This is a genomic window from Actinomadura oligospora ATCC 43269, from assembly GCF_000518265.1.
Classification (GTDB): Bacteria; Actinomycetota; Actinomycetes; order Streptosporangiales; family Streptosporangiaceae; genus Spirillospora; species Spirillospora oligospora.
The window spans coordinates 223,091-237,149 of sequence record NZ_JADG01000011.1 but is presented as its reverse complement, the minus strand read 5'-3'; the positions used below and the strand labels follow the sequence as shown (position 1 = coordinate 237,149).

General features: G+C 71.1%; 18 protein-coding genes. 11 read left to right on the top strand and 7 right to left on the bottom strand.

The features are described from left to right. Positions 1 to 64 precede the first annotated feature (64 nt). Positions 65 to 616 (top strand): TetR/AcrR family transcriptional regulator, encoded by a 552-nt coding sequence (locus P696_RS0119280; protein ID WP_034485745.1) that lies wholly within the window; start codon positions 65 to 67, stop codon positions 614 to 616. Between the two features lie 4 nt (positions 617 to 620). Here P696_RS0119280 and P696_RS0119275 read toward each other — a convergent pair whose 3' ends face one another. Together P696_RS0119275 and P696_RS0119270 are read right to left on the bottom strand one after the other, a co-directional pair. After that, positions 621 to 2,060, bottom strand: coding sequence for an aldehyde dehydrogenase family protein (locus P696_RS0119275; RefSeq protein WP_026413600.1), 1,440 nt, complete (start codon positions 2,058 to 2,060; stop codon positions 621 to 623). A gap of 93 nt (positions 2,061 to 2,153) precedes the next feature. Next, entirely contained in the window at positions 2,154 to 2,510 is a 357-nt protein-coding gene (locus tag P696_RS0119270; RefSeq protein WP_026413599.1) for a VOC family protein, read from the bottom strand. A 123-nt stretch (positions 2,511 to 2,633) separates the two neighbouring features. Here P696_RS0119270 and P696_RS0119265 point away from each other — a divergent pair, with 123 nt between their 5' ends. Then, on the top strand, positions 2,634 to 3,482 hold the full coding sequence (locus P696_RS0119265) for a helix-turn-helix transcriptional regulator (RefSeq protein WP_026413598.1): 849 nt from the start codon (positions 2,634 to 2,636) through the stop codon (positions 3,480 to 3,482). A gap of 26 nt (positions 3,483 to 3,508) precedes the next feature. Here P696_RS0119265 and P696_RS0119260 read toward each other — a convergent pair whose 3' ends face one another. After that, complete coding sequence (locus P696_RS0119260) at positions 3,509 to 5,821, bottom strand: HelD family protein (RefSeq protein WP_051467918.1); 2,313 nt, start codon at positions 5,819 to 5,821, stop codon at positions 3,509 to 3,511. Positions 5,822 to 6,356: 535 nt separating this feature from the next. Here P696_RS0119260 and P696_RS0119255 point away from each other — a divergent pair. Next, the gene (locus P696_RS0119255; protein WP_051467917.1) at positions 6,357 to 8,081 is read left to right on the top strand and encodes an alkaline phosphatase D family protein; all 1,725 of its coding nucleotides are present in this window, start codon (positions 6,357 to 6,359) and stop codon (positions 8,079 to 8,081) included. 45 nt (positions 8,082 to 8,126) lie between these two features. Here the strand turns inward: P696_RS0119255 and P696_RS0119250 are convergent, their stop codons facing one another. The 3 genes from P696_RS0119250 to P696_RS0119240 all read right to left on the bottom strand — a co-directional run bounded on the left by P696_RS0119250 (position 8,127) and on the right by P696_RS0119240 (position 9,753). After that, entirely contained in the window at positions 8,127 to 8,585 is a 459-nt protein-coding gene (locus P696_RS0119250; RefSeq protein WP_026413595.1) for a nuclear transport factor 2 family protein, read from the bottom strand. A 56-nt stretch (positions 8,586 to 8,641) separates the two neighbouring features. Then, positions 8,642 to 9,094 carry a hypothetical protein gene (locus P696_RS0119245; RefSeq protein ID WP_026413594.1) on the bottom strand — a complete coding sequence of 151 codons (453 nt, stop codon included), beginning with the start codon at positions 9,092 to 9,094 and terminating at the stop codon, positions 8,642 to 8,644. Between the two features lie 353 nt (positions 9,095 to 9,447). Beyond that, a complete protein-coding gene (locus P696_RS0119240) occupies positions 9,448 to 9,753 on the bottom strand; it encodes a hypothetical protein (RefSeq protein WP_034485741.1) in 306 nt (101 codons plus the stop codon). Between the two features lie 113 nt (positions 9,754 to 9,866). Here P696_RS0119240 and P696_RS0119235 point away from each other — a divergent pair, with 113 nt between their 5' ends. The 7 genes from P696_RS0119235 (at position 9,867) to P696_RS52650 (ending at position 12,714) form a co-directional block, all read left to right on the top strand. After that, a complete protein-coding gene (locus tag P696_RS0119235) occupies positions 9,867 to 10,673 on the top strand; it encodes a helix-turn-helix domain-containing protein (RefSeq protein WP_026413592.1) in 807 nt (268 codons plus the stop codon). Further along, the gene (locus tag P696_RS0119230) at positions 10,592 to 10,858 is read left to right on the top strand and encodes a DUF397 domain-containing protein (RefSeq protein ID WP_342669024.1); all 267 of its coding nucleotides are present in this window, start codon (positions 10,592 to 10,594) and stop codon (positions 10,856 to 10,858) included. The genes P696_RS0119235 and P696_RS0119230 overlap by 82 nt, the downstream gene beginning before the upstream one ends. A gap of 51 nt (positions 10,859 to 10,909) precedes the next feature. Next, positions 10,910 to 11,092, top strand: a complete 183-nt coding sequence (locus P696_RS0119225) for a DUF397 domain-containing protein (protein ID WP_026413590.1) — start codon at positions 10,910 to 10,912, stop codon at positions 11,090 to 11,092. Then, complete coding sequence (locus tag P696_RS59085) at positions 11,026 to 11,325, top strand: DUF397 domain-containing protein (RefSeq protein ID WP_342669023.1); 300 nt, start codon at positions 11,026 to 11,028, stop codon at positions 11,323 to 11,325. Before P696_RS0119225 ends, P696_RS59085 begins: the two co-directional genes overlap by 67 nt. Before the next feature lie 51 nt (positions 11,326 to 11,376). Beyond that, positions 11,377 to 11,565 (top strand): DUF397 domain-containing protein, encoded by a 189-nt coding sequence (locus tag P696_RS54585; RefSeq protein ID WP_084337837.1) that lies wholly within the window; start codon positions 11,377 to 11,379, stop codon positions 11,563 to 11,565. A gap of 51 nt (positions 11,566 to 11,616) precedes the next feature. Then, a complete protein-coding gene (locus P696_RS54580) occupies positions 11,617 to 11,814 on the top strand; it encodes a DUF397 domain-containing protein (protein ID WP_084337835.1) in 198 nt (65 codons plus the stop codon). Between the two features lie 66 nt (positions 11,815 to 11,880). Continuing rightward, entirely contained in the window at positions 11,881 to 12,714 is an 834-nt protein-coding gene (locus P696_RS52650; protein WP_157429807.1) for a hypothetical protein, read from the top strand. A gap of 76 nt (positions 12,715 to 12,790) precedes the next feature. Here the strand turns inward: P696_RS52650 and P696_RS0119210 are convergent, their stop codons facing one another. Then, the gene (locus P696_RS0119210) at positions 12,791 to 13,249 is read right to left on the bottom strand and encodes a hypothetical protein (protein ID WP_026413588.1); all 459 of its coding nucleotides are present in this window, start codon (positions 13,247 to 13,249) and stop codon (positions 12,791 to 12,793) included. A 136-nt stretch (positions 13,250 to 13,385) separates the two neighbouring features. Between P696_RS0119210 and P696_RS0119205 the strand changes: the two genes are divergently transcribed. Then, positions 13,386 to 14,033: a TetR/AcrR family transcriptional regulator gene (locus P696_RS0119205; RefSeq protein WP_026413587.1), complete on the top strand. Its 648-nt coding sequence runs from the start codon at positions 13,386 to 13,388 to the stop codon at positions 14,031 to 14,033. Positions 14,034 to 14,059: the final 26 nt, after the last annotated feature.

The window sequence follows — 14,059 nt, the reverse complement described above, 5'->3', positions numbered from 1 at the left end:
CCTCTAGCGAAGGTAGCCCGCCGGACGAACGCAACGCAACGTTGCGTTGCATTATGCTGCCCCCATGAGCGGACCCCGGCGACGGCGCGAGATCTTCGACGCGGCCCTGCGCGACCTGGCCGGACGCGGCTTCGACGCCATGACGATCGAGGGCGTCGCCGAGCGGGCCGGGGTGAACAAGACCACGATCTACCGCTGGTGGCCGTCCAAGGCGGCGCTGCTCGGCGCGGCGCTCATGGACGCGCCGCTCCTCGACCTGCCGATGCCCGACACCGGCACGCTGCGCGGCGACCTCACCGCGCTCGTGGACGGCCTCGTCCGGCTCGTCACCGGGGACGAGGCGGGCGGCGCGGCCCGCGCGGCCCTCGCCGCCGCCGCGGGGAACCCCGAGCTGGCCGCGCACTTCCGCACGTTCTTCGCCGACCGGCTGGCCCGCGAGCAGGCCATCGTCGACCGTGCCGTCCGGCGCGGCGAACTGCCGCCCGGCGCCGACACGATGCTGCTGATGGACCTGCTCGCGGGCGCGGTCTGGATGCGCGCGGCCTTCCGCGACGAACCCCTCCCCCCGGACTTCGCCGCGCGCGCCGTCTCCGCCGTCCTGGACGGCCTGTCCTGACCGGTCAGAACTCGATCAGGCAGGCCTTCTCGCGCGTGTAGGCGAGGACGGAGTCGTGCCCGTACCCGCTGTCCTTGACGCCCTCCAGCGGGAACACGACCTTGCGGAACGTGTTGACCCAGACCGTCCCGGTCTCCAGGCGGCGGAACATGCGCTGCGCCGTGCCGAGGTCGGTCGTCCACACCCCGGCCGCGAGCCCGTAGGACGAGTCGTTGGCGAGCGCGACCGCCTCGTCCTCGGTGTCGAACGGCAGGACGACCGCGACCGGGCCGAAGATCTCCTCCTGGCAGATCCGCAGCCGGTTGTCCTCGGTCGCGAACAGCGTCGGCTCGACCCAGTAGCCGCCCGCGAACCGCTCTTCCCCGACGGCCTCGGGCCCGGACCGTCCGCCGAACACCAGCTCCGCGCCCTCCTTCCGCCCGATCTCCAGGTAGGACGTGACGCGCTCGAACTGCTCCCGGGACACGATCGGCCCCATCGTCGTCTCGGCCGACATCGGGTCGCCGAGCCGGATCGTCCCCGCGATCTCCTTCATCCGGTGCAGCATCTCGTCGTAGACGGGACGCTGGACCAGGATCCGCGACCCCCCGTAACAGATCTGCCCCGCGTTCGCCGTGAAGATCGCCTGCGTGGTGACGCCGACGGCGGCCTTGTCCAGGTCGGCGTCCGCGAACACGATGTTCGGCGACTTGCCGCCGAGTTCGAGCGCGAGCGGCTTCAGCGCGTCCGCCGACGCCCTGGTGATGATCTTCGCCGTCTCCACCGACCCGGTCAGGCTGATCTTGTTGACGCCGCGATGCCGGACGAGCGGATCACCGACCTCCTCGCCCAGCCCCGACACCACGTTCAGGACCCCCGCGGGCAGGACGTCCTTGAGCAGCTCGGCCAGCCGCAGCGACGACACGGTCGCCTGCTCGGCTGGCTTGATGATCACCGTGTTCCCCGCCGCCAGCGCGAACGCCGCCTTCGCCGAGAACGTCGAGATGGGGGAGTTCCACGGGATGATCCCGAGCGTCACCCCGTACGGCTCGCGCCGCGTCAGCCCGAGGTGCCCCGGGCCGAAGTCGACCGACCGGCCCTCGACGGCCGCGGCGCACTCGGCCGCCGCGTTCGTCCACAGGTACGCCATGCCCGGCAGGTCGCGCTTGGCGGTCTCGTTGATCGTCCGGCCGTTGTCCCGCGTCTCCAGCTCGGCCAGCTCCCGCGCGTTCGCGGCGAACACCCCGACGACCTTTTGCAGGTAGTGCGCGCGTCCGGGCGAGGGCATGGCCGACCATGCCGGAAACGCCGCGCGGGCCGCCGCGACGGCCGCGTCCGCGTCCGCCGCCCCGCTCCGCGGGATCCGCGCCCACACCTCACCGGTCGCCGGATCCACGCTGTCGAGCGTCCCTCCGCCCTCCGCCGCCCGCAGCTCCCCGCCGATCAGGTTCCGGTACTCGTGCATGCGCCGTCCCTCCGCCTCGTCCGACGAACAAGCGTACGCTTGGCGTCGCGCGGACGGAAGGCCGGTGCGGCGGAACCGCACCGGCCCCCGGGATCAGCTCGCGACGCAGAACGGATGCCCCGCGGGGTCGGTCAGCACGACCCACTCCCCGTCGCCGGGCTGGACGTCGGGCCGTCCGGCGCCCAGTGCGACCAGTTCCTCCGCCGCGGCCTCCATGTCCTCGACGGTGAAGTCCAGGTGCGCCTGCTTGGCGGGACCGGGCCACGCCGGGGCCTCGTACCCCTCGATCCGCTGGAACGCCAGCTGCGGCCCCGACCCGTCCCCGATGTAGATGACGTCGTCGTCGCTGTAGGTGACCTCCCAGCCGGTGGCCTTCCGGTAGAACTCGGCAAGGGCGGCGGGGTCGGCGCAGTCGAGAACGACCGTGCCGACCTTGGTGAGGACGGACATGATGAGAACCCCTAGAATCGAACACCAGAACGAGTGACGAGGCCGAACGCCCCGCACGCGAACCAGCCTGCCGCCCCCGGCGGTCGCCGTCTTGAACATCCTTGCGCGCCCGAAACGACCGAGATGCTCTCCATCGATTCCCTGGCCACCCGTCCCGACTTCACGGTCAGCGCCGTGACCTGCCGTGCCGACCACGCGCACTGGTCGCCCGCCGAGGTGCACGACGTCCACCGCCTCGTCCTCGTCCGCACGGGCCGCTTCCGCCGCCGCGCGTCCGGCGACCACACCGACCTCGACCGGACCCACGCCTACCTCGGCGCCCCGGGCGACGAGGAGCAGTTCGCGCACCCGTCCGGCGGCGACGTCTGCACGTCCATCACCGTGACCCCGCGCCTCTGGCGGACCCTCGCCGGCGACACCACGACCCCGGACCGCCGCACCCTCCACGTCGACGCCCGCGCCGACCTGACCCACCGCCGCGTCCTCGCCTCCGCCCGCGCCGGGGACATCGACTACGCCCTCTGCGAGGACCTCCTCGCCCTCCTCGCGACCGCCCTCCGCGACACCACCGACCACCCCACCCCGTCCGGCGCCCCGTCCCGCCCCGCCGACCGCCACCTGGTGGCCGCCGCCCGCGACGCCATCCTCGAAGGCCACCCGGCGTCCGGCACCCTCATCTCCCTGGCCGCCCTCCTGGACGCGTCCCCCTACCGCCTCAGCCGGGCCTTCCCCCGCGAACTGGGCGTGACGGTCACCCGCTTCCGCCACCGCGTCCGCATGGCCCAGGCCCTGGACCGCCTCGAAGCGGGCGAGACCAACCTCAGCACCTTGGCCACCGACCTCGGCTACGCCGACCAGTCCCACCTCACCCGAACCGTCCGCCAATACCTAGGCCAAACCCCCACAACCCTCCGCCGCCTCCTCACGCCCCCGTCCCCGGAAACGGGCCGTGCCGCGGCCCTGGATCGCTGAGGGCGCGGCACGGCGGTCTGGGGTGGCTAGTGCTGGAGGCGGGAGAGGCTCTCTGGGAGGTCGTCGTCGTGGACGACGGTCAGGCTGCGCGTGGCGCGGGTGACGGCTACGTACAGGTCGTGGCCGCCTCGGGGGCGTTCGGTGGTGATGCCGGACGGGTCGACCACGATCACCGCGTCGAACTCCAGGCCCTTGGACTCCTCGGCGGTGAGGACGACGACGGGCGCGTCCAGCGCCTCGGGCGTCGCGCCCGCCGGGGCCTCCGGAAGGGCCGCGCGCACCTCGTCGTGCCGCGCCAGCGACGAGATCACCGCGAGACGCCCCTCGCCGTCGCGGCCCGTGGCGACCGCCGCGAACTCCTCCGCGACCAGGTCCGCCAGGCCCGTCAACGAGCCGGAGAGGTCGAGCCGGACGGCCCGGGGCGGGGGCCCGTCGTCGCGGACGGGCACCGGTGGCGTCTGGGACGGGTCGACGGCCGCAAGGACGTCCTCGGCGACCTTCATGATGGCGGCCGGGGTGCGGTAGTTGACCATCAGGCGCTGTTCACGCCAGCGCCCGGGGACGTACCGGTCGAGCATCTCGCCCCAGCCGCGCGCCCCGGCGGGGCTGCCGGTCTGCGCGGTGTCGCCGACGACCGTCATCGACCGCGTCGGGACGCGCCGCATCACCATCCGCCACGCCATCTCCGACAGCTCCTGCGCCTCGTCCACGATGACGTGGCCGTAGGCCCACTCACGGTCGGCGGCGGCGCGGTCGGCGGTGGTGCGGGCCGGGCCGTCGTCGTGGTGGCGGCCCGCGATGTCGGACGCGTCCATCAGGGACGTCCACCAGCCCTCGGTCATCCTGATGACCTCGGCCGCGTACCGCTCCTCCTCGGCGCGCTCGGCCGCGGCGGCGCGCTGCCGGGCCCGCGCGGACGGGTCGTCGTGCCCGAGCCACTCGGCGGCCTCGTCCAGGAGCGGGACGTCCTCGACCGTCCAGTCCGCGCCGGGCTCGCGGTGCAGGACCGACGCCTCGTCGGCGGTGAGACCGACCGCCGCGCCCAGCCGGACGAGCGCCTCGGCGTCGGCGAGCAGCTCGGTGAGCAGGGCCTGCGGGGTCAGCTCCGGCCACAGTTCGTCGAGCGCCTTGCGGACGGGCGGCAGCTGCCACAGCTCCGCCTTCGCGAGCCGCATGTCCGTCTCGTCCAGGAGCGGCGTCTCCTCCGCGTCCTCCTCCAGCTCCTGCAGCCACTTGGGGACGCCGCCGCTGTCGGCGATCAGCGCCTCCAGCGGCTCCTCGATCATCCGCTCGTACTGCTCGGCGCGGTCGGTCGCGAGCGCCTCCAGCATCTCGTGGACGAACACCCGCCGCTGGACGTTGTGCGGCGCGCGCAGTGTCGTCGCCCGCTGCCGCGCCTGGTCACAGGTCTCGGCGTCCACGTTCAGGGTCAGGTCGTCCAGCGGGACCGACAGGCCGCCCTCCGGCACCCGCTCCCGGTCCTGGACGGCCGCCTCGACGAGATCGGCCATGCGGTGACCGCCCTTGACGACCGCGACGTCCGGGACGTCGTGCGCCGTCGCGCGGACGCCCGGGTACAGGTCGCCGGCCGTGGTCAGCACGACGTCGGTCTCGCCGAGCCCCGGCAGCACCTGCTCGATGTACCGCAGGAACGTCGGGTTCGGCCCGACCACCAGGATGCCGCGGCGTTCCAGCACGTCACGGTGGGTGTAGAGGAGGTAGGCCGCGCGGTGCAGCGCCGCGACCGTCTTGCCGGTGCCCGGCCCGCCCTGCACGACCAGGACGCCGTGCAGCCCGGAGCGGATCACCTCGTCCTGCTCCTGCTGGATGGTGGAGACCACGTCGCTCATCCGGCCCGTCCGGCCGCGCCGGAGGGTCGCGAGCAGCGCGGCCTCGCCGACGACCGAGCGGCGCGCGTCCTCGCCGAGGCCGTCCAGGTCGAACACCTCGTCGTCCACGCGGACCACCTCGCGGCGGCGCGTGTGCAGGTGGCGGCGTCGCGCGAGCGATCCGGGGGAGGACGGCGTGGCCGTGTAGAACGGGCGCGCCGCCGCGGCCCGCCAGTCGATCAGCAGGGGTTCGCGGTCCTCGTCGCGCAGGCCGATCCGCCCGATGTAGAAGGTGTCGCCCTGCTCGCCCGGGACGTCAGGACGGTGGTCGACGCGTCCGAAGCACAGTCCGTGCTCGACCCCGAGCAGCCGGGACAGCGTGCGCGCCGCCTCGTCCGTCGCGACCGACTTCTCCAGCTGCGCCTGCATCTCGCCGCCGCCCCCGGCCAGCGGCCCCTCGCGCAGCGACCGCTCGGCCCCGTCGCGCTCCGCGTCGAGCCGCGCGTACATGTACCCGACCCGCGCGCCCTCCTCGCGCAACGCAGCCCGGACGGCGTCCTCGGCCCCGCCCCGCTCAGCCTGCCCGGCCGCCGCCTGCCCGACGTCCATGGTTCCCGTCACCTCGACGTCCCCCGTCACCTCGACGCCCTCAGCTCCCACGCTCGCCGTCCCCTCGCTCTCCATGTCCGCGCCCGCCGCGGGGCCGCCGTTCACCGCGTCCAACGACCCACGCCTCGCCGTCGTCCCCGTGCCCTCCGCCGCCCCGAACCGGCAACGACACACCGGGCGGTGTTGACAGGGTGGGGTTGACGTGACTCTCTCTCGCTTGCTATCCTCGTTCTCAAGCTGGGTTAATTGTCTTCAGTTGGGCCAAGGTTTCCGAGTTTAACACTCCCGTCGGCTCCCCGCGCCCCGCTTCGCGTCCCTATCAAGATCGTTTCTCGTTCCCTGCCGTACCTCCGCACGTCACGTGCCCGGCACGGCGCGGACACGACCGCTCGGGACGCTGTCCGACGATCACCCGTCGGACACCCGAGAGGTCTCCATGCACGAAGCTCCTCACACCCCCGCCGCGGCTTCGCACCCCACCCCCGTCATCGGACGCCGGTCCGTGCTCGCCGGTTCGCTCGCGCTCGGCGCGGCCGGGGCGCTGACCGTGTCGGGCGCCTCGTCCGCCACGGCCGCCACCCCCGCCGGGAGGCCCGGACGCGGCCTGCCCGGCGACCCGTTCACGCTGGGCGTCGCGTCCGGCGACCCCGACCACAACGGCTTCGTCATCTGGACGCGCCTGGCCGTCGACCCGCACGCCGAGGACGGCCTCGGCGGCATGCCCGCGCAGGCCTACCAGGTCGAATGGCAGATCGCTGCGGACGAGCGGTTCCGCCGGATCGTCCGGCACGGGACGGCGCAGGCGCGCCCCGCGTCCGCGCACAGCGTCCACGTCGAGCTGAACGGCCTGGCCGCCGGAAGCGAGTACTGGTACCGCTTCCGCGTCGACGGCCACGTGTCGCCCGCCGGACGCGCCCGCACCGCGCCGCACCCGCACAGCTTCGGCGGCCCGCTCGCGATGGCCTTCGTCTCGTGCTCCCAGTTCGAGCACGGCCTGTTCACGGCGTACCGACGCCTCGCCGAGGACGAGCCGGACCTCGTCCTCCACCTCGGCGACTACCAGTACGAGTACAAGAAGGGCGACTACACGATCCCGGGCGGCAACGTCCGCGACCACGACGGCCCCGAGACCGTCTCCCTCGCCGGATACCGGCAGCGGTACGCGCAGTACAAGAGCGACCTCGACCTCCAGGCCGCGCACGCCGCCGCGCCCTGGCTCGTCGTCTTCGACGACCACGAGATCGAGAACAACTGGGCCGGGGACGTCCCCGAGGAGGGTTCGAACACCCCGAACACGGCCGACTTCCTCCAGCGCCGCGCCGCCGCGTTCCAGGCGTACTACGAGAACATGCCGCTGCGCCGCAGCTCCCTCCCGCAGGGGCCGGGCATGCAGCTCTACCGGCGGGTCCGCTGGGGCCGCCTCGCCAACTTCCACATGCTCGACACCCGCCAGTTCCGCGACGACCAGGCCTGCGGCGACGGCTACAAGAACTGCGCCGCCGCGGACGACCCGTCCCGGACGATCACCGGCGGCGACCAGGAGAGGTGGCTGCTGGAAGGGTTCCGCCGCTCCGCCGCGCGCTGGGACGTCCTCGGCCAGCAGGTGTTCTTCGGCCAGCGCGACCGCGACGCCGGACCGCTCAAGGTCACCAGCATGGACTCCTGGGACGGCTACACCGCGTCCCGCGACCGCATCACCCGCGGCTGGGTGGACGCGAGGGTCCGCAACGCCGTCGTCCTGACCGGCGACGTCCACGCGCACTGGGCGGGCGACCTCAAGCTCGACTACTCCGACCCGTCCGCCCCGACGGTCGGCAGCGAGCTGGTCTGCTCGTCCATCACCTCCGGCGGCGACGGCACGGACGGCGACGGCACGCACCCCTGGTTCAAGAACAACCCGGCGCTGAGGTTCTACTCCAACCAGCGCGGCTACGTCCTGACCCGCGTCGACCGCGAGCAGATGAAGGCCGACTTCAAGACCGTCCCGACCGTCCGCACCCCGGGCGCGGCGGCGTCCGTCAAGGCCACCTACGTCATCGAGGACCGCGTCCCCGGCCTCAAGCAGACCTACCTGCGTCCCTACACCCCGCCCAAGGGCTTCGCCCGCACGGCCCCCGACCTCGACCGCCAGACCGTCGAGGCCGAGACCGCCCGGCCCTGACCCGACGACCCCGGCGTCCGCCCTCACCGGCGGACGCCGGTCCGGTCACCCGTGCCGCTCCCGGACGGCGTCGAGCACCGCGCCGAGCTGCCCCCGGGCCCGCGCGGACCGCAGGTGGTCCAGGTAGTCCCGCGACTCGACGATCTTCCCGTCCCGCACCCGCAGCACGAAGATCCCCGGGACGGAGAACGCCTCGCCCGTCTCCACCACCGTCCCCTCGTACCGGAACTCGCCCACGACGACCTCGGGATCCGCGGTCTCGTGAACGACGATCCCGACCGGCCGCCGCCGCAACGTGCGCCCCGCGGGCACGCCAGGCGTCGGTCCCTCGAAGTGCGCCCGCAACTCCTCAAGAGACCGCAGCGGAGGAGCCTCAAGCGGATGGAACGGATGCTCGACGTGAGTCTCCTCGGCATACAGCGCGAGCACCTCCTCCCCGCGCCCCTCGCACACACCGTGCACGAGCTCAAGGAACACCTCACGCGGACTCGGAACCTCGGACATGGCGCGGACTATAGTTCGCCAAAGAATTATTCGTCAACGAACTACCTGGAGTCGGGTCACGACCCCGTCGCGGTTCCGCAGGTGCCCGTGGTGCCCGTCCTCGGGTTGTGGTTGCAGGCCCGGAAGTGGACGTCGGCGTAGTAGAAGCCGTCGTCCTGCAAGAGCGACTGCGTGCCGTTGTCGGGATTCGTGGGCCATTCGGTGCCCCAGCCGAAGGTGATGTAGCTCGCGCCGATCACGACATGGCCCTCCCACTGGAACTCGCCGCCGTAGCCGTCGTCGCTGCACAGGTCGTTGAGAGCGCCCTCCAGGTGGATCTTCCAGAACGTCTTGCCCTGGACGGTCTTCGGCGTGTCGTAGGTGTACTTGAACGACGCACCCGTGCAGTGGTTGCCGCTCTCGACGTAGAAGAACGAGGCCACCCCGGCGTTCGCGGCGGGCACGAACAGTGCGGTGCCGGCCAGCCCCGCGACGGCGGCGGCCACGAACCTCGAACGGATCAGCTTCATACGTCCTCACCTCAGGACCGTCATGCCGCTTCCGCGACGGCGTGATCACTACAGGCATTTCCGGATCGGCGCCGCGTGCGGTCGCCGGTCTCGCGCACCCACATGTTCACCTGGCCTCCAGGTCCTGCCTGGGAATCGCGTGCACGACCGCTGGGCATAGCGTGCACGCTTTTCCGCACGCTTGATGGGCACGTTTTTCTACGCGCCCGGCATTCGCTCGCCCCTGCGGCGGTCGAGGCGGTGGCGGCCGGGTGGATGGCGCAGGGCGAGGCGGTGGAGGGCGGCCCCGCAGAGACACGCTCCGGACAGCGCGCACGCGGCGGCGAGGAGCGGGACGAGCAGGGCGTTCGCCGTCACAGCGCGCCCGTGAGGTCGACGCGCAGGGTTCGGGCGAGCACCGTCGCCTTGTCTGCGAGGGTGTCGCCGGGGATCTCGCCGTAGCAGTCGGTGAAGAAGATGACCCCCCGCCCGCCGCCGTCGTGGCTCACGCGGACGGTCCGGCGGATCTCCGGGACGCGGCGGTTCACCAGCTCCAGGAAGGCGTGCCCGTTGACGCTCAGCAGCAGCTTCCCGAGATGGTCATGCCACGGACGCATCTCCTGGTAGAGCATTTCCAGATAATCGCGCTCGGTGTGCCTGGAAGCGGAGAAGTCCGGCATGTTTGGACCTTTCGAATTTCGCCTGACCTGACCTTGACTACGTCTTAGAATCCCTGGCAAGAGCTCGACGCGCTACGAGTTCTGGACGGTCTACTACATGCGAGGAGAGGCTCATGTCCGTGGCCGAGTCGCTGGACCCGTACGACTCCCTCTGGCACGCCACCGCCGTCTACCTGCGGAAAGAGCGCAAGCGGCGGAAGCTCACCCTGGAGCAGGTCGCCCAGATCATCGGGGCGGATCGGCAGCGCGTAGGAAACTATGAGGCTAACCGTCTCCAGATCACCAAGGAGCACGCCGAGATGCTCGACGGGACGTGGGATACGGACTTCTCTGTCATGCGCCATTTCGCCGTCCTGTTCGGTAATGAGCAGGACTGGGTGAAGGAGCTCTGGGACTACGAGAGGGGGGCTCTGGTGATCAAGGCGTACGTCGCGCACTTCATCCCCGTCCCTCTCCAGACCGAGGCGTACGCGCGGGCCGTCATCGAGAAGATCCGAATCGCGGACAACGTCGAGGCCGCGGTGCGCAACCGCATGACTCGGACCAAGAACCTTCTGGAGCAGAACACCTCGCTCTGGGTGCTGATCGACGAAGAGGCGCTGGAGATGGAGTGGATCGAGTCGGATGAGGTGAAGAAGGAGCAGCTCCAGGCTCTCCTCGATCTGAGTGAGCGCTTCAGCGTCCGCGTCGTGGAGCACCGCCAACGGACCCACGTCGGCACGGACGGCAACTTTGAACTGATCGTCACGGATACCGGCCGGGATGTGGCCTATGTCTGGGCCCAGATCGGTGGCAAAGTGGTCCATGTATCCGATCAGGTACGGGACCTGTCACTGCGATGGGACCGAATGGGCGCGAAAGCCCTGACCGAGGACAGCACGCGAGAGTTGATCCGACAGAAGTTGGAGCGTCTGAAATGAAGATCGTCTGGCGCAAGAGCAGTTACTCCGGCGGCGGGACCGGTGGTGGCGGCGGGGACTGCGTGGAAGTCGCCGACCTCGGGGGTGCTGTGGGCGTTCGGGACAGTAAGGCTCCGGACGGCGGTCACCTTTCGATCGACCGCGCTTCGCTGCTGGCTCTCGTTCAAGAGTTCAAGGGGAGCTAGTCGCCCGGCGGAGGGCTGTCGGGTCGTCCGACAGGGCTTGGAGGCGTGGTGATGGAAGTCGTCTGGCGCAAGAGCAGCTACTTCGGTGCCGGGAGCAGCGGTGGAGACTGCGTGGAAGTTGCCGAACTGGGTGCGTGCGTGGGCGTCCGCGACAGCAAAGCTCCAGAGTGCGGTCACCTTTCGATCAGCCGCGAGTCTCTGGTGACCCTCATCGGGCAGATCAAGACGAACTAGCCGGTTCATCCGAGGTCGCAGAGTATTCGGCGGAGCTGGGAGGCTTGGTCGTGAAGGTCACCTGGCGGAAGAGCGGCCACTCCGGTGGCGGAAGTAGCACAGGCGAGTGTGTTGAGCTTGCTGAGCTGGGTGCGTCTGTAGGTGTGCGGGACAGCAAAGCGCCAGAGCGCGGTCACCTTTCGATCGACCGCGCTTCGCTGCGGGCTCTCGTTCAAGAGATCAGGGCGAGTTAGCCGCCCGGCGGAGGGCTGTCGAGTCGCTCGGCAGAGCTTGGAGGCGTGGTGATGGAAGTCGTCTGGCGTAAGAGCACTCATTCCGGTGGCGGCGACGGTGGTGGGGGCGGTGACTGCGTGGAAGTCGCCGAGCTGGGTGCGTTCGTGGGTGTGCGGGACAGCAAAGCTGTAGAGCGCGGTCACCTTTCGATCGACCGTGCGTCGCTGCTGGTTCTCGTTCAAGAGATCAAGGTGAGCTAGCCGCCCGGCGGAGGGCTGTCGAGTCGTCCGACAGGGCTTGGAGGCGTGGTGATGGAAGTCGTCTGGCGGAAGAGCAGCTACTCCGGTGCTGGCAGCAGCGCTGGCGACTGTGTGGAAATGGCCGACCTGGGAGCGTCCGCTGTGGGCGTTCGGGACAGTAAGGCTCCGGAGGGTGGGCACCTTTCGGTCAGTCGGGTGGCGTTGGCGGGGCTTGTTCGGCGGGTCAAGGCGGACGAGTCGGGGCGCTGAGTTCTGGGCACGGTTCAGCCCCCTCTTCGGAGGGGGCTTTCGTGTGCGGGGAGGGGGGACGTTGTGATGTATGAGCTTGAGGTGTTCAGGCGTGCGTTGCGTGGGGACGGCGCGAGTCTGGCGGTGTTGCGGGAGGACGCGCAGGCCGTGTGCGTCGCGCACGGGTTGGGGTCGGTGTTCCGCGTGGGTGTGACGGGAGACGGCGGGCAGGACGGGGTCGTGGCCACTGTCGGGGCGTCCGGCGGCGGGGTCGTGTCGAAGGTGGAGATACCGCGCGCGTTCCGGGTGCGGGACATCACCGGCGACTCGACGCACTTCACCCTCACCGACGCCGAGGGGCGCAGCGTGCGGGGTACGCCCTCGCAGTTCGGGACGTACGTCCGGCTGCTGGATCGCGAGTGCAATCCGCGCTACGAGGAGCAGCTGGCGGAGGCGTTCCTGGCGACTCCGACGCTGCCCGACCATGGTTGGGCCGAGGAGCGGACACCGTCGCTGCGCGACGCGGTGCTTGGGACGGTCGCCCTCAGCGGGGAGGGCGGGCGCTACGAGACGACCGTCGCGTTCGGCGAGGCCGAGCTCTGGGTGACGTTCGACGGGGCGGGCACGGAGCGCGTCGCGGAGCTTCTCCCGCATGCGAGGGGGTTGGTCGAGGGGTTCGCGGCCGTTGCGCGGGACGGTCTGGAGTTCCTCTGGCGGGAAGGCGCGGACGGTACGGAGAGCGCCGAGGAGAAGGCGCGCTTCATGGACGCGTTCGAGCCTGGCGCGCTTGAGATCTTCCGTTCGGGCGACTTCGGGGTGCACTTCGAGGACGATTCGGGCGAGTACTTCATGGAGGGCTACTGGCCCGCCGTGCAGTTCCGCGCCGACCGGACGCCCGTCTCCAGCACCGTGGAAGCCTGACGGGCGTAACGCGGTCGCTGAGCTGCGGATATGAGAAGAGCCCCCTCCTGGGAGGGGGCTCTTCGCGTTCGGGGGGTCAGGCGGGGGTGACGGTGGCGGAGAGGGTGCTGATGAGGTTGTCCGCGCCGTTCGGGTCGGCGGACTCCAGCTCGAGGACGTTGCCGTCCCGTAGGTGGATCGCGAAGTTCGCGAGCTTGATGGTGACCTGGGCGCGGGACGCGGCACGGCGCTCGACGCCGGTGACCTGGCGCAGGTCGACCTCCACGACCAGGTCCTTCGCGCGACCCATGACCAGCCACGACTGGGAGAACAGCAGCAGGCGGCGGTCGGTGACGGCGGCGACCATCTTGGCGGGCAGGCCGTTCGCGCCGGTGTCCTCGACCAGGCGGATGCCGGTGACGTTGCCGAGCGCCGCGTAGTAGCCGTCGCGCTTGAGCGTGCCGGGAAGGCTGACCATGCAGCTCGCCAGCAGCGCTTCGCCGGGCTGCGCGGCCTGCTGGAACGCCTTCTTCACCGGCCAGTCGCGTGCGGCCATGGGGGGATCCCTTCTGTGGGGCTGTCATGCGGATGATCGTTGACTGTACAGCCAGCCAGTCAACGGCGTCCGGCGGTTTCCGGGTTCCGGCGGGGGAGAATGGGACGTCGTCGTCCGCCGCCTGAGGGGGTCCGGCTTGTCGCCACGGTCCGAGGAGACCAACCGGGAACTGCGCGAGCAGTCCCGCCGCCGCATCCTGTCGGCGGCGCTGGAGCTGTTCGCCGAGCGCGGGTACGACGGCGCGACCGTCGCGCAGATCGCCGCCCGCGCCGAGGTCGCCCGCGGCCTGGTGCCCTACTACTTCGGGACGAAGGAAGGGTTGCTGGAGGAGCTGCTGACCGAGGCGATGACCGGCGCCTTCGGCCTGGCCGCGCCCGCCCCGGACGAGACGACCGCCGACGAGCGCCTCGCCGGGCTGATCGACCGCGTCCTCGGCGCGGCGTACCAGGCCGTCCCGGTGCAGCGCCTCGTCCTGTGCCTCATGCTCCAGCCCGCGACGCGCGAGGTGTACGCGCGCGTCGAGACGGCCCACGACGCCACGGTCACCGCCTTCGAGGACGGCATCCGCTCGATCTTCGCCGACCGCGGCGCGCCCGACCCGGCCCTGGAGGAGATGCTGCTGCGCAGCGTCCTCGAAGGGGTGCTGTTCAAGCTGGCGGTCTACCCCGAGACCTACCCGCTGGAGGCCGTCCGCCGCCGCGTCCACGCCATGTACGACCTGACGCCCGCCGCGCCCCTGCTACCGGACGGCCCGGAGCGGCCCGCGACCCGCCTCCGCGTCTGACCCACGCCTGACCTGCGTCTGATCCG

Bases quoted from the DNA above. Each gene is read 5' to 3' on its own strand.
- P696_RS0119280 (WP_034485745.1), top strand. From the start codon at position 65: ATGAGCGGACCCCGGCGACGGCGCGAGATCTTCGACGCGGCCCTGCGC.
- P696_RS0119275 (WP_026413600.1), bottom strand. From the start codon at position 2,060: ATGCACGAGTACCGGAACCTGATCGGCGGGGAGCTGCGGGCGGCGGAG.
- P696_RS0119270 (WP_026413599.1), bottom strand. From the start codon at position 2,510: ATGTCCGTCCTCACCAAGGTCGGCACGGTCGTTCTCGACTGCGCCGAC.
- P696_RS0119265 (WP_026413598.1), top strand. From the start codon at position 2,634: ATGCTCTCCATCGATTCCCTGGCCACCCGTCCCGACTTCACGGTCAGC.
- P696_RS0119260 (WP_051467918.1), bottom strand. From the start codon at position 5,821: ATGTACGCGCGGCTCGACGCGGAGCGCGACGGGGCCGAGCGGTCGCTG.
- P696_RS0119255 (WP_051467917.1), top strand. From the start codon at position 6,357: ATGCACGAAGCTCCTCACACCCCCGCCGCGGCTTCGCACCCCACCCCC.
- P696_RS0119250 (WP_026413595.1), bottom strand. From the start codon at position 8,585: ATGTCCGAGGTTCCGAGTCCGCGTGAGGTGTTCCTTGAGCTCGTGCAC.
- P696_RS0119245 (WP_026413594.1), bottom strand. From the start codon at position 9,094: ATGAAGCTGATCCGTTCGAGGTTCGTGGCCGCCGCCGTCGCGGGGCTG.
- P696_RS0119240 (WP_034485741.1), bottom strand. From the start codon at position 9,753: ATGCCGGACTTCTCCGCTTCCAGGCACACCGAGCGCGATTATCTGGAA.
- P696_RS0119235 (WP_026413592.1), top strand. From the start codon at position 9,867: ATGTCCGTGGCCGAGTCGCTGGACCCGTACGACTCCCTCTGGCACGCC.
- P696_RS0119230 (WP_342669024.1), top strand. From the start codon at position 10,592: ATGGGACCGAATGGGCGCGAAAGCCCTGACCGAGGACAGCACGCGAGA.
- P696_RS0119225 (WP_026413590.1), top strand. From the start codon at position 10,910: ATGGAAGTCGTCTGGCGCAAGAGCAGCTACTTCGGTGCCGGGAGCAGC.
- P696_RS54585 (WP_084337837.1), top strand. From the start codon at position 11,377: ATGGAAGTCGTCTGGCGTAAGAGCACTCATTCCGGTGGCGGCGACGGT.
- P696_RS54580 (WP_084337835.1), top strand. From the start codon at position 11,617: ATGGAAGTCGTCTGGCGGAAGAGCAGCTACTCCGGTGCTGGCAGCAGC.
- P696_RS52650 (WP_157429807.1), top strand. From the start codon at position 11,881: ATGTATGAGCTTGAGGTGTTCAGGCGTGCGTTGCGTGGGGACGGCGCG.
- P696_RS0119210 (WP_026413588.1), bottom strand. From the start codon at position 13,249: ATGGCCGCACGCGACTGGCCGGTGAAGAAGGCGTTCCAGCAGGCCGCG.